The following is a 12,679-nucleotide window of genomic DNA, read 5'->3' as shown; positions in this document are numbered from 1 at the left end:
AAACCATGAGCCGATTCAAGCTGCTCGACGCCCAGGCCGCCCTGGGCTTCGTGGTCTCGCAGACCACCTACATCGAGCGCCAGGTCAACGAGATCGTTTACCCGGATATCCAGTATCCGCAACTGATCCCGGTCGATACCTCGGCGCCCGAGTGGATCAAGACCGTCACCTTCTACTCCGCCGACAAGGTCGGGAAGGCCGACTGGGTCAACGGCAACGCCGACGACCTTCCGCTGGCCAGCACCGAGCGCTCGAAGTTCGAGTCGAGCGTGCACATGGCTGCCATCGGCTATGGCTATGGCCTGGAAGAGATCAGCCAGGCGCAGATGCTCGGCATCAACCTGACCGGTGACGATGCCGCCGCCGCGCGTCGCGCCTACGAGGAGTTCGTGGACCGCGTAGCCCTGGCGGGTGACGCGTCCAAGGGCTTCAGTGGCCTGTTCAACTACCCGGGTGTTACCGCGGGCTCCGCCGTCACCGGGAACTGGGAAACCGCCACCGCCGACCAGATCCTGGCCGACGTGAACACCGCGCTGACCCTCCAGACTCAAGGCACGCTGTTCACCGCGTTCTCCGACACCCTGCTGCTGCCTTACGCGAAGTTCCTGCTGATCGCCACCCGCAAGGTGAACGAACAGGGTCTGGAGACGATCCTCACCTATCTGCAGAAGAACAACGTCTACACCGCCACCACTGGTCGCCCGCTCACCATCCGCGGCCTGAACGGCCTGGATGCCGCAGGCGCCGGCGACACCGCGCGCATGGTCAGCTACCGCCGCGATCCGTCGGTGCTGAAGATGCATATCCCGATGCCGCACCGCTTCCTGCCGGTGTACCAGGCCGGTCCGATCCGCTGGGAAGTTCCCGGCATCTTCCGCCTCGGTGGCGTGGACATCCGTCGTCCGGCGGAAGTTCGCTACACCGACGGCATCTGACGGGGGTGGACCATGGCGCTCATCACCAATACCAACCGCATCACCCCCATCGGCCTGCCGAGCGGTGCCGTCATCCCGCCGGGCGCGTCTGTTGACGTGCCCGAGTGGGACGATATCAAGGACCGCAAGAACCTCGCCTTCTACGTGGTCACCGGCGTGCTGGTGGTCGAGGGCGGCGTGCAGAGTGACGGCCAGGGCGGCGAAGAGGCGTACCGCCAGCAACTGTTCGCCGAGCTGAAGGCCCTGGGCGTGAATGCCGGCGCCAACAGCAAGACCGAGACCCTGGTTTCGAAACTGGCAGAGGTCAAGGCCAAGGCCACGCTGCCCGCTGACGAAGCGGCTCAGAAACAAGCGCTGATCGAGCAACTGGCCGCCCTCGGAGTGCCGGCTGGTCCTGATGCCTCCCTGGAAGAACTCCAGAAGGCCCTGGCCGACAAGCAGGCCGAGCAGCAGTAATACCCGCCTCACGGATGGTCGACCGGGCCAGGATGGCCCACCTATTCGAGAACGATGATGGCCGACTTCTACGGAACCGTGGCTGGTGCTGATGCCTACCACCAGACCCGAGGCAATGCCGCCTGGGCGGCTGCTGCTGAGGCCGACAGGGAAGCAGCTCTGGCCCGGGCATCAGCCTACATCGACGGCCTTGGCACCCAACAGCCGGTCTCTGGATGCGTGCTGGTCTTTCCTGGCAAGAAAGCCGGAGGGCGAGCCCAAGCACTGCAATGGCCGCGCGTAGGCGCCGTTGACCGTGACGGGGAGCCCGTTCCGGCTGATGAGGTGCCGCGGGAGGTCGAGCAGGCCACCTACGAGGCCGCGCTGCGCGAACTGTTGAAGCCCGGCAGCCTGAATCCGGACTACGTTGCGATCACCGCGGTGAAACGCGCCAAGGTCGGGCCGCTCGAAACCGAGTTCTTCGGCCCAGCCGAAGGCGACGAGCAGCCCAACAAGCCCTTCATCGGGGTCATCAACGATCTCTTGGCGCCGATCATGGTGTTGCGGTGCCCGATGCCAGCGGTATTCACGGTATGACCGAGGCCGAGATCCTGCGCGCAATCGAGGGAAAGGAGCCGGCGTTGCAGAGGGCATACCTGGACCGGGTCAGGTCGGTGACGGATGCCGCTGTCGTGGCTGAGATCGAGCGCTACATCAACGAGCAGGATGAGGATTCCATTGTCTCGGTGCTGTCGCTGGGGTTGCTGGCGGTGTTCCTGGAGCAACTGCGGTCCACCTACCTGGCCGGCGCGACCCTCGAAATCAAGTTTTTCCCGGGACGGCCGGTCCCGGAGTTCGACCCTGTAGGCCCGGGGCCGTCGACCTGGTTATCGGAGCATGCCCGCGTCCTGCAGCGCGACATCGATGATGCTACGCGCCTGGCTGTCCGCCACACGATCCAGATGGCCGACCTCCTGGGGCGCCCGCCGCGCGCGACAGCACTCGATATCGTCGGCCGGCGAAGCCCGCAGACCGGGCAGCGAACCGGTGGAATCACTGGACTCTCAGGCAACTACGCCCAGGCAGTGGCCAACGCCCGCGCCCAGTTGCTCAGCGGGGACCCTGCGCAGATGCGCCAGTACCTGACACGCACTCGCAGGGATCGGCGGTTCGACAGGTTGGTCGAGCGAGCCGTCGAGGCGCGTCGCCCGGTCCCGTCGGCGGATGTCGATCGCATCGTAGGCCGCTATTCCGAGCGACTGCTGCGGACCCGTGCCGAGCAGATCGCCGCGACTGAGGCACACGACGCCTTCAGCGCCGGACGGGATCAGGTCTACGAGCAACTCGTCGCCAATGGACTGGAGCGCAGCAGAGTCCTGAAGACCTGGCACAACGTCGGCGACAACCGCGTTCGGCACACTCATTCGCCGATGCAGGGCCAGCGACAGCAACTCGGTAGTCCGTTCGTGACGGGCGGTGGCGCGCTGCTGATGTTCCCCGGTGACCAGACGCTTGGGGCCGGCGACAACGAAACCGCCGGCTGCCGGTGCTGGGTCGAGTACGAAATCGGAGGTATCCGTGCGTGACGAAATGCAGGCTATTTTCGGCCAGATGTTCGACAGCGTGTTCAGCGAGTCGGTGACCTCGTTCGCTGGCGAGTATCCGGGGCCGGGCGTCTTCGATCCGGTCACCGAGACCGCCACCAGCCAACCCGTGCGGTACTCCGGGCGCGGGGTCTTCCACAACTACGAGGCCAACCGCATCGACGGAATCAACATCCTGGTCGGCGACATCCAACTGATCGCTCTGATCAACGAGGTGTCGGACCAGCCCGCCGTCGGACATGAACTGAGCACTACCGACGTGGTGCCGATCCTTGGTGGGCCGTTGGCGGGCTATCGCATCGTGCGCGTTGGCGGTGATCCCGCCGGCGTGCATCACGATCTGCAGTTGAGGAAAGCGTGATGGCAAAGGGGAAGGGCGGGAGATCATGGAGCGTCCCTCCGTCGGCTTTCGCCGAGAATGTCGGGCAGGCCGTGGCGAACCACCAGCGGCGGCTGACCATCGAAATGCTCGAGCAGATCACCATTCATGCACCAGTCGATACCGGTCGATTCAAAGCCAACAACATCGTCAGCGTTGACCTCCCGGCCTACTACTCGCTTGACCGCTACGACAAGGACGGTCACGAGACCCTGGCGATGGGGGAGGCTGCACTGGCGGCGCTTGCGCCGTATTCGGTCGTCTACATCCAGAACAACCTGATCTACGCCGGCGCGCTGGAGGATGGTCACTCCGGCCAGGCCCCGGCGGGCATATATGGCGTCAGTTTCCATAGCGTCACGGCGAGACATTCATGACCTTCGAACAGATCCGGGCAGTCATCATCACGCGCATGACCGAATGGGCCGCGATCCCGGGCGATGACGTCGATTACCCGAACAACCCAAAGGGCCCGTTCAAGCCGGACGGGAGGCCGATCTGGGCGCGCCTGGCGGATATCCCTGGCGCCTCTGCGGCTACCGAGATCGGCAACGGCCCCTGTGTTCGCCGCAGCGGCCTGATCATCGTGCAGCTCTTCGTGCCGACCTACAAAGGCACGCTGCTGCTGACCCGGACCGCCGATACGCTGCGCGAGCACTTCGAGTTCTATAGCGACCCGGTCCTGCCGTTCGAGTGCTTTGCCGTCTCCCAAGCCGTTCCCGGCGATGATGGGCACGGCTGGTACCAGGCCAACCTGACGATCCCCTACCGGGCTGGTTGAGCCCGACTCACCCACCGCCGCACGGCGGTTTTTTTTCGCCTATCACAGGAGAAACGCCCCCATGAGTAGCGGCGCGAAGGTCCAGCTTGCCTGGATCAAAGAGGTAACCCCCGGCGTCACCCCGCCGGGCGACTGGCACACGCTCACCCGTATCAGCAACGGGGTGACACCGACCTACAACTCCGAGGCCAACAACGAGATCGGTGCCGACCGTATGGCTCAGGGTACCGCCATGACCACCGTCGACGTTGGCGGTGACATCGAGAGCAAATGGCGCTACGGGGCGCTGGATGAATTCATGGCCTCCTGCTTCGGCAAGAACTGGGTCGCGAACGTCCTGACCATGGGTAACGACCGCATCTCCTTCTCCCTGGCCACCTATGCCGCGGATATCGGCGTCGCCGGTATCGCCCGTGGCGCCCAGGTTGCGACGATGGCGTTCGACTTCCCGGGCGACAACGAGATCACCGTCACCACCACGTTCGCTGCCACAGGTTGGAGCGATAAGGCCGATGACACCTCGTTCATCGTCAACGCCCAGCCGGAGCCGGCGCAGCGCCGCTACTCGTTCAAGGACATCAGCGGCCTGAAGCTCAACGACCAGCAGGTGGGAGAGGGCAATGCCTGCGTCGACAGCTTCAACCTGCAGTTCGACAACGCGGTACAGACCCAGCGCTGTATCGGCAACGGCAACCCGTTCCCGGGCAACATCATCCCCACGACTTTCACGCCGTCGGGATCGATCACGATCAGTTGGTCGAAGATGGCCTATCAGCTCTGGAAGGCACAGCAGACCGGTGACGCCATCAGTTTGGAGTTCACCGTCAGCAACGCCGACGGCGGCTATCGCATCAGCCTCCCGGAGATGGAAGTGAACGGGTCCTGGCCGGATGCCGGCGCCGAGGAAATCGTCCAGGTCGAACTGAACTACACCGCGCGCCGTATCCCGCCGACCATCACCCGCCTGCCGGCGCCGATCGTGATTGCAAGCGTCACCGTCACGCCGGATACCGCCTCGGTCGCCGCCGGTGAAACCGTAGACCTGGAAGCCGAGGTTCTACCGGCCGGCGCCAGCCAGACCGTCACCTGGTCCACCTCCGATGCAGCGATCGCCACCGTGAACGACACCGGCCTGGTCACCGGCGTGGCTGTAGGCACCGCAACGATCACCGCTACCAGCACGGCGGACCCGACCAAGACCGATACCTGCGCGATCACCGTAACCGCGTAAAACCCCTTGTCTGGCGCGCCCTGCGGTGCGCGCCGGGCCTTTTTACCGCAGAGGAACACCATGGCCATCACCCTGAAGAAAAAGCCCGAAATCGACCTGTACGGCACCCGCTGGCTGCATCTCAAACTGGACGAGCAGGGGCATCTGTCGCCTTGCGACGTAGAAGCGGAGGCCGACCTTTCGCTGTTGGTGGCGTCGACTGGCGATCCGCTTTTCCAATCCCACCACGCGATGATCAACCGCCACATGCAGGCGATCGATGCTCAGGCCGGCGTCGGAACCAGCCAGTTCAGCCCGCTGACTCTGGCCGATGTTCAGTTCGACAATATCGACGACCTGCTGATTGGCCTGGTGGCCAGGCACATCATCAAGGACTGGAAGGGTGTGCAGGACGAGGCGGCGCCCGGTGTGCCCGCCGACTACACGCCGGAGCGCGGCCAGGCGCTCATGCGCCAGCACCCTGATGCCTACTGGCTTGCGCTCAAGACCGGCGCCGACATCGCGGTTCGCGCGGATCTGCGTACCCAGGAGACCGTGGGAAAGTCCTGAGCGCGTATCGCTGGGCTCGGGACTGGGCGGGACCCGACAACGAGAAGAAGCGATGGAAGCATGAACGGTTCGGGCTCCCGGTCCCCGCGGAGCCCACCATAGACGCCGTCTGCGCCGAGGTGTTCGAGGCCTACCACCGGATCAGCAGGGGCCGGCAGTTCATCGGCATGATCGGCGCGCCGGCCCCGCTTTCTCACCGCGATATTGACGCCTACCTCCTGCGTTACCCCACCGCCATCCCCATCGCCGAGTTCGAGGCGGCGGTCCTCGCGATCGACGACGAGTACCGCGTCCAGTGGGCCGCGGCGCAATCAGAACCTGCTGAACAAGAACCCGGAGACCGCCATGGCGGAAGAAAGTCGCCTCTCAATAATCATCGACTCCCGGGGCGCTGAGAAGAACGCGACTAGTCTTAGCGACGCACTGGACCGAGTTGAGCGCAGCGGGGACGAAGCCGCCGGCAGCACCTCTCGCCTCAGTGAGGTGACTGTCCGCCTGGGCTCGAACATGAGCAAGGCTGCGGCCGCTACCGTTGCGTCGCTGTCGCGTATCGAGCGCGCGACGGAGTCGACCAGTTCGCAGATGACGGCGCTTGTCTCCCGCGCTGTCGCCCTGGAAAACGCGATGTCGTCGGTGGGCCAGGGTATCGGTCGGCTCGACACCGGCATCACCCAGTCGAACGCGCAACTTGGGCAGTTGAACACCCAGATGTCGCATCTGGTGTCGACGTTCAGCACGTTTTCCCAGGGGCAGAGCGCGATCAACGCGCAGTTGTCGCGCATCGCTGCGAACATGTCGCGGGCAGCGGACGAGACCCAGAACCTGGACCAGTCCACCAGCCGTGCCGGCCGCGGCGCGCGCGAAGCCGCGAGTGACCTCGACGCAGAACGCGCCGGCCTGGCGCGCCTGTTGGGGCAGATCAACCCCACTGTCGCGGCGCTCGACCGCCTCGACGACATGCAGCAACGGCTCACCCGCTACAAAAACCTGCGCCTGGTCGATGCTGAGACGGTGGCGGAGTACACCGAGCGGCTGAAGGCAATGCGCAATGCCCTTGGCGACGCCGAGGGCGGCATGAACCGCGCCGGGATGTCGGCCAAAGCGCTGTCGGCGAACATGCGGATGCTGCCGGCTCAGATCACGGACATCGTTATCGGCCTGTCCTCTGGCCAGGCCCCCCTGACCGTGCTGCTCCAGCAGGGCGGCCAACTCAAGGACATGTTCGGCGGAATCGGGCCGGCTGCGCGCGCCGTCGGGGGCTACATCGCTGGACTGGTAAACCCCTACACCATCGCCGCCGCCGCCGCTGGTGTGCTGGCGTTGGCTTTCTACCAGGGTTCGGTGGAGTCGTCGCGCTTGACCAACGCCCTGGTCAAGAACGGCAACGCCGCCGGAACCACTGCCGGCCAACTCTCGGTCTTCGCGCAGCAGGTCGGAGCAGGGAACGCAACGGTAGCCCAAGCAGCCAGTGCGTTGACGCAACTGGCTGGCGCCGGCAACCAGCTGACCATCCTCTACCCGAAGATCGCCGCCGCGGCGATCAGTTGGTCGAAGGTCACCGACCAGTCTGTCGAGGAGGTGGTCGACAGCTTCAATGACCTGGCCAAAAACCCAGTCGATGCGGTGAAGAAGCTCGACGACCAGCTCAACTTCCTGACCGCAAGCCAGTACGCGAACATCCAGTCGCTGCAGGAGCAGGGGCGCACAATGGATGCTGCCCGCATTGCGACCGAGGCATACGCCAACGCGCTGGCGAGCCGCTCCACGGAGATGGAGCAGAACCTGGGGGTGGTAGAGCAGGCTTGGAACGGACTGAAGAGTGCCGCGAAGTCAGCATGGGATGCCATGCTCGATGTTGGCCGCACCGAGTCGCCGGAACAGCAACTTCAGAAGGTCTACAAGCAGATTGAGAATGCCCAGAAGGGCATTGGGCGAGGTGGCCGGGCCGCGTTTGGCCTGGGTATCAGCCAGCCCAGCCTCGATGCGCTGTATAAGCGCGCCGCTGACCTTCAGGCGAAGATCGCCGCCGATGGCGCGAAGAACCTGGAGCAGGCAACGAACAACGCGATCCAGGCGGCCGGCAAGAAAGGCATCGATACGATCAACACTACGTTCGCCGCCGCGCAGACGCAGACCGAGAAGCTCCAGAAGCAACTGGTGGAACTCGACAAGGCTCGAAAGGCTGCCATGGAGGCGGGCGGATTCACAGCCGAGGAGGAGACCAAGTTCGCGGTCGCACGCAAGAACATCGAGCAGCAGATCGCCGACATCAAGGCGCGTGAAGCGAAGAAGAGCGCGCCGAAGACCCGCGGCCAGAATGTCGGCGTGCGTGAGGCTGACAATACCGCCTCCCGCTTGCTGGCCCAGTACGATCCGGCCGGCCAGGCTGTGCGCACCCTGACCAAGGAGGAGACTCAGCTTCAACTGGCGCTCTCCAGGGGCAAGATCACTCGCGAGGAGTACGGCAAGGCCCTGGCTCAGGCATCGCTGAACTACGCCGCGGCAATCAAGGGAGCCCAGGGCCTCACCGCAGCCGAGCAGTACCAGGCGCAGCTTGAGCGGCAGTTATTGCTCCAGCGTGAGCAATACACTGCGCAGGCAGCCGCCGTAGGCATGGGCGGTCTTGAAGCAGAGCGCTATCAGCAGCGCATTCAGCTTGAGCAGCAATCGAATGACCGTGTCCTGCAACTGCAGACGGAACTGGCCCAGGCTACGACCGAGAAGCAACGTCAGGAGCTTCAGGCGCAGATCGATCTGGAGCGTGAATACCTTCCCAAGCGGATTCAAGCGCAGAAAGATGGCTACCAGCAGATGGATAAGGCCCGCCAGGACTGGCTGGCTGGTGCAGCATCTGGAGCTCGGACCTGGTTCGAACAGATCGATGACACGGCGAGCCAAACCCGTTCGGCGATGATGCGCGGCCTGGATGGGTTGAACGATGAGCTCCATACCTTCGTTACGACAGGGAAGGCCTCGTTCCGTAGCCTCACCACTTCGGTGCTGAGCGACTTGGCGAGAATCGCGCAGAACAAGTTCATTACGTCGCTCATCTCGTCCATGTCTGGCAGCAGCAACGGTGTGATTAGTGCGATCGGCAGCTATTTCACCGCGAACGCCAAAGGCGGTGTCTACAGTTCGCCAAGCCTCTCGGCATTCAGTAACGGGGTGTACAACAGCCCGCAGTTCTTCGCCTTCGCGAAAGGGGCGGGCGTGTTTGGCGAGGCCGGGCCGGAGGCGATTATGCCGCTCACCAGGGCGGCAGATGGCAGTCTCGGAGTTAGGGCTATTGGGAGTGGTGGCGCGAAGAGTGCTGGTGGCAATACGTTCCAGATCAACACCAATGTCACGGTGACTGCAGGCACGACTTCGCAGTCCGTCACTTCGGACACCAATGACAACTACGCCATGCAGCTATCGAAGATGATCGCCGATGTGGCGCGTGGCGTGATAGCCCAAGAATCTCAACCCGGCGGCATCATCTGGAGAATGCAGAATGGCCGTTGAGACCTTTACTTGGTGCGTTCACTCACAGTCTTCTGGAACAACGGACTATGCGACGCTGAACAGAAAGTTCGGCGATGGTTACGAGCAGGTGGCCGAGAACGGGCTGAACAACGTCGCGCAGTCCTGGAATATTTCCATCAGCGGGACCGGCACCAAGATCAAGGAAATCAGGAACTTCCTCGATCGACACGCTGGTGCAAAATCGTTCCTTTGGACGCCCCCGCTTGGCGAACTTGGTTTCTACCGGGGAACCGCACCTTCGATCAGCGGAGGAGGGGGGGACTACTACACCCTGACCGCCACCTTTACCCAGGCATACCACCCATGAGCATCAACACCCAGATTCAGAAACTGGAGCCGGGCGCCGAGATCATGCTCTTCGAGCTCGACGGCAGCGAGTTCGGTGCCGAGGTGCTGCGTTTCCATGGCCACGCCATCCCCCACACTCCGCAGGAGCTAGCAGCCGCTGGCGCAAACGCAGACCAACTACCTGCGAAGTCGATCTGGTGGCAGGGACAGGAGTACTCCGCCTGGCCCGTCCAAATCAGCGGCATCGAGGCGAACGGCAACGGCACGGCAGTACGCCCGAAGTTCTCAGCAGGCAACGTGACGGGCAGCATCACCGCTCTCTGCCTGGCGTTCGACGATCTGGCGAACTTCCAACTCACCATTCGAGAGACGCTGGCGGAATATCTGGATGCGGAGAACTTCCCCGACGGTAACCCAGATGCTGACCCTACCCAGGAATCCATCAGCGTCTGGTATATCGACCAGAAATCCGCCGAGGACAACGAGGCTGTTACCTGGGATTTGGCAAGCCCGGGAGATGTCGGCAACGAGGCTGTCGGCAGGCAGATGACTACGCTGTGCCACTGGTGCATGACCGGCGGCTACCGTGGCCCTGACTGCGGCTACACAGGCCCGTATTTCGACATTGACGACAACCCGACCGACGACCCTGCGAAGGACCAGTGCGCCGGGCTCTATCGGTCCTGCAACAAGCGTTGGGGGCAGGGCAACCAGTTACCCTTTGGCGGCTTCCCCGCTGTCTCGATCATCGCCAGGAGTTGACCATGAAGTACCTGCTGACTGTCGACCATCTCTATCAGGAGACAGGCCTCGGCCGCATCGGTGCAACGCTGACCATTCCGCTGTTGGGCGGCGGGGTTGTGGTCGATGAGGTACGAGTCTCGGGGAGAACCGAGTCGACCTATCGCCGTACTGTCGATGTGCCGCCCGGAGCCGTGCCGGGCGCGCACGCCTGTGACGGCTCCACAAAGTTCACCTTCCAGCCGCTGGAATAACCATGCTCAAGCACATCCTTGCCGCCGTGCAGAAGCACGCCGCGGCAGAGTACCCGCGCGAGTGCTGCGGGGTGATTGTCGGTTCCGGCAAGGCGCAGCAATACGTCCGGTGCCGTAACACTGCTAGCCAGCCGCAGGAAGAGTTCCGGATGCATCCGGAGGACTATGCCGCAGCGGAGGACCTGGGCGAGGTGGCGGCCATTGTGCACAGCCATCCGGACGCGACCAGCCGACCGTCGCCGCATGACCTGGCCATGTGCGAAGCGTCTGGCCTGCCGTGGCACATCCTCAGTTGGCCGGAAGGCGACCTGCGGACGATCGCGCCGGCGGGCAACATCCCGCTGCTGGGACGGCCCTTTGTTCATGGCGCCTGGGATTGCTGGCAGGTCTGCGCCGACTGGTACCAGCGGGAATGGGGCATCGAATTCCCGCACTTCGAGCGTTCCGACGGCTGGTGGGAGCGGGCAGACGGTCCGAGCCTCTACGAGCAGCAGTTCGAGGCCGCAGGATTCGTCCGGGTGGAACGGCCGCAGCGCGGCGACATGATCGTGATGGAGGTGGGGCGTACTGCGCACCCGAACCATGCTGGGATCTACCTGGGCGACGATCCGTCGCTGCCGGGAGAGGAGACCAAAGTTTTCGGCGCTGGCCCGTTCCTGTTGCACCACCTGTACGGAAAGCCCAGCGAGATCATCGTCTACGGCGGTAACTGGCACGAGCGGGCTCGCCTAGTGCTTCGGCATCGCCAAGCCAGGCAATAGGTTGTGCTAACCTCCAGCGATCTGTAAGGAGGGAACCATGAAGAAGTTGATCGGGGTGGCCGCGCTGATGGCGATGGCAGGGTGCTCGTCGATGAGTGAGTTGCGACAGGAGCAGCCCTACCGGTCGTTTTCCAGCACCAAGGGGGTTGAGCAGGCGGCAGAGTGCGTTTTGTTTGCCTGGCAAAATCAATCCTTAGCAGGCGTTCATTATGACGTTTCGCTGCAGCCGCTACCTGGCGGCGGGCGCACTGTTGTCTCGCAAGGACAGACTGAGTTCGTCGACGTGGTTTCCACCGATAGAGGGTCAGATATCAGCATTTACTTTCAGTCCGGGATAATGGACTGGCGAAAGAACAGTCGAATCGAGGCAGTCAAGAGCTGCCTGTAAACCAAGCCGCCTTCGGGCGGCTTTTTCATGTCTGGAGGAAGCATGTCCGTGAGTGCCCTGAAGTACCGACAGATGACCATCATCAAATTATCTGGGCCACTGATCCGGGAGTTCGGTCGTGAACATCGCCGGCAACTCGACACCGGAAGCGTCCAAGAAGCGTTCAGCGCCCTGCGCAACACGCTCCCCGGATTCAAGGAGGCAATCATGCGCCTCCAGCGCTTGGGTATGCGATTCGCCATCTACCGGAACCGCAGGAACGTCGGAGAAGACGAGTTCTCCACCTATGGTGCCAGGGAGGTGCGGATTGTCCCGGTTATCGCCGGCAGCAAGCGCGCCGGCCTGGTTCAGACCATCATCGGTATTGCAATGGTCGCGGTAGCGACGATCGCCACCGGCGGCATCGGCGGATTTGCTGCTGGCGGTGCTTGGGGATTTGTAGGCGCTACTGGTGCCTCTTTAGCCCTCGGCGGCGTAGTCCAAATGCTCAGCCCCCAAGCCCAGGGCCTGAAGCAGAGTGCGGCGCCGGAGAACCTGCCCAGCTACGCCTTCGGCAGCGCCAGAAACACCACCGCCAGCGGGAACCCGGTGCCGATCTGCTATGGGAAGCGCCGCTGGGGAGGGGCGATTATCTCGGCGTCGATCTATGCGGAGGATAAAACATAATGCCCAACGAAAAGTCGATATCGCCTTCTAGCAGAATAGGTGCTGAGAAGGTGGTCGTAACCAAAGCCATGCTTGATGTCGGATATGACATCCTGGATGAATATCTCTCATACAATAACGGTTTTATCTCTAGGTTCATCCT

At 63.2% G+C, this 12,679-nt stretch carries 17 protein-coding genes; all 17 read left to right on the top strand.

Annotation, left to right across the window (positions count from 1 at the left end; genetic code table 11):
• The first annotated feature begins 5 nt into the window (after positions 1–5).
• Entirely contained in the window at positions 6–935 is a 930-nt protein-coding gene (locus tag FOC67_RS13755; protein ID WP_009314075.1) for a DUF2184 domain-containing protein, read from the top strand.
• Positions 936–947: 12 nt separating this feature from the next.
• Complete coding sequence (locus tag FOC67_RS13750) at positions 948–1,391, top strand: hypothetical protein (protein ID WP_009314076.1); 444 nt, start codon at positions 948–950, stop codon at positions 1,389–1,391.
• Positions 1,392–1,448: 57 nt separating this feature from the next.
• The gene (locus tag FOC67_RS13745) at positions 1,449–1,967 is read left to right on the top strand and encodes a DnaT-like ssDNA-binding protein (protein ID WP_009314077.1); all 519 of its coding nucleotides are present in this window, start codon (positions 1,449–1,451) and stop codon (positions 1,965–1,967) included.
• On the top strand, positions 1,964–2,956 hold the full coding sequence (locus FOC67_RS13740) for a hypothetical protein (RefSeq protein ID WP_003116766.1): 993 nt from the start codon (positions 1,964–1,966) through the stop codon (positions 2,954–2,956). The genes FOC67_RS13745 and FOC67_RS13740 overlap by 4 nt, the downstream gene beginning before the upstream one ends.
• On the top strand, positions 2,949–3,335 hold the full coding sequence (locus FOC67_RS13735; protein WP_238138326.1) for a hypothetical protein: 387 nt from the start codon (positions 2,949–2,951) through the stop codon (positions 3,333–3,335). The genes FOC67_RS13740 and FOC67_RS13735 overlap by 8 nt, the downstream gene beginning before the upstream one ends.
• Positions 3,335–3,730, top strand: a complete 396-nt coding sequence (locus tag FOC67_RS13730) for a hypothetical protein (RefSeq protein WP_073672062.1) — start codon at positions 3,335–3,337, stop codon at positions 3,728–3,730. The genes FOC67_RS13735 and FOC67_RS13730 overlap by 1 nt, the downstream gene beginning before the upstream one ends.
• Positions 3,727–4,134 (top strand): phage tail terminator-like protein, encoded by a 408-nt coding sequence (locus tag FOC67_RS13725; protein WP_003116769.1) that lies wholly within the window; start codon positions 3,727–3,729, stop codon positions 4,132–4,134. Before FOC67_RS13730 ends, FOC67_RS13725 begins: the two co-directional genes overlap by 4 nt.
• 61 nt (positions 4,135–4,195) lie before the next feature.
• Entirely contained in the window at positions 4,196–5,365 is a 1,170-nt protein-coding gene (locus FOC67_RS13720; RefSeq protein ID WP_009314080.1) for a phage tail tube protein, read from the top strand.
• A gap of 60 nt (positions 5,366–5,425) precedes the next feature.
• Entirely contained in the window at positions 5,426–5,914 is a 489-nt protein-coding gene (locus tag FOC67_RS13715; protein WP_009314081.1) for a hypothetical protein, read from the top strand.
• 119 nt (positions 5,915–6,033) lie between these two features.
• Positions 6,034–6,309, top strand: coding sequence for a hypothetical protein (locus FOC67_RS13710; protein ID WP_004349462.1), 276 nt, complete (start codon positions 6,034–6,036; stop codon positions 6,307–6,309).
• A complete protein-coding gene (locus tag FOC67_RS13705) occupies positions 6,260–9,418 on the top strand; it encodes a phage tail tape measure protein (RefSeq protein WP_009314082.1) in 3,159 nt (1,052 codons plus the stop codon). The genes FOC67_RS13710 and FOC67_RS13705 overlap by 50 nt, the downstream gene beginning before the upstream one ends.
• Positions 9,408–9,746 (top strand): phage tail protein, encoded by a 339-nt coding sequence (locus FOC67_RS13700; RefSeq protein WP_009314083.1) that lies wholly within the window; start codon positions 9,408–9,410, stop codon positions 9,744–9,746. The genes FOC67_RS13705 and FOC67_RS13700 overlap by 11 nt, the downstream gene beginning before the upstream one ends.
• Complete coding sequence (locus FOC67_RS13695) at positions 9,743–10,489, top strand: phage minor tail protein L (RefSeq protein ID WP_009314084.1); 747 nt, start codon at positions 9,743–9,745, stop codon at positions 10,487–10,489. Before FOC67_RS13700 ends, FOC67_RS13695 begins: the two co-directional genes overlap by 4 nt.
• A 2-nt stretch (positions 10,490–10,491) precedes the next feature.
• Entirely contained in the window at positions 10,492–10,722 is a 231-nt protein-coding gene (locus FOC67_RS13690) for a hypothetical protein (protein WP_009314085.1), read from the top strand.
• 2 nt (positions 10,723–10,724) lie between these two features.
• Positions 10,725–11,483: a C40 family peptidase gene (locus tag FOC67_RS13685; protein WP_009314086.1), complete on the top strand. Its 759-nt coding sequence runs from the start codon at positions 10,725–10,727 to the stop codon at positions 11,481–11,483.
• 37 nt (positions 11,484–11,520) lie between these two features.
• Positions 11,521–11,871: a hypothetical protein gene (locus FOC67_RS13680; protein ID WP_009314087.1), complete on the top strand. Its 351-nt coding sequence runs from the start codon at positions 11,521–11,523 to the stop codon at positions 11,869–11,871.
• Positions 11,872–11,913: 42 nt separating this feature from the next.
• Positions 11,914–12,537: a tail assembly protein gene (locus tag FOC67_RS13675; RefSeq protein ID WP_009314088.1), complete on the top strand. Its 624-nt coding sequence runs from the start codon at positions 11,914–11,916 to the stop codon at positions 12,535–12,537.
• Positions 12,538–12,679: the final 142 nt, after the last annotated feature.

The organism is Pseudomonas sp. FDAARGOS_761 (genome assembly GCF_013343155.1).
GTDB classification, from domain to species: Bacteria; Pseudomonadota; Gammaproteobacteria; order Pseudomonadales; family Pseudomonadaceae; genus Pseudomonas; species Pseudomonas aeruginosa.
Note: the sequence above shows the minus strand (reverse complement) of the source record. Positions and strands in the feature narration are given on the sequence as shown.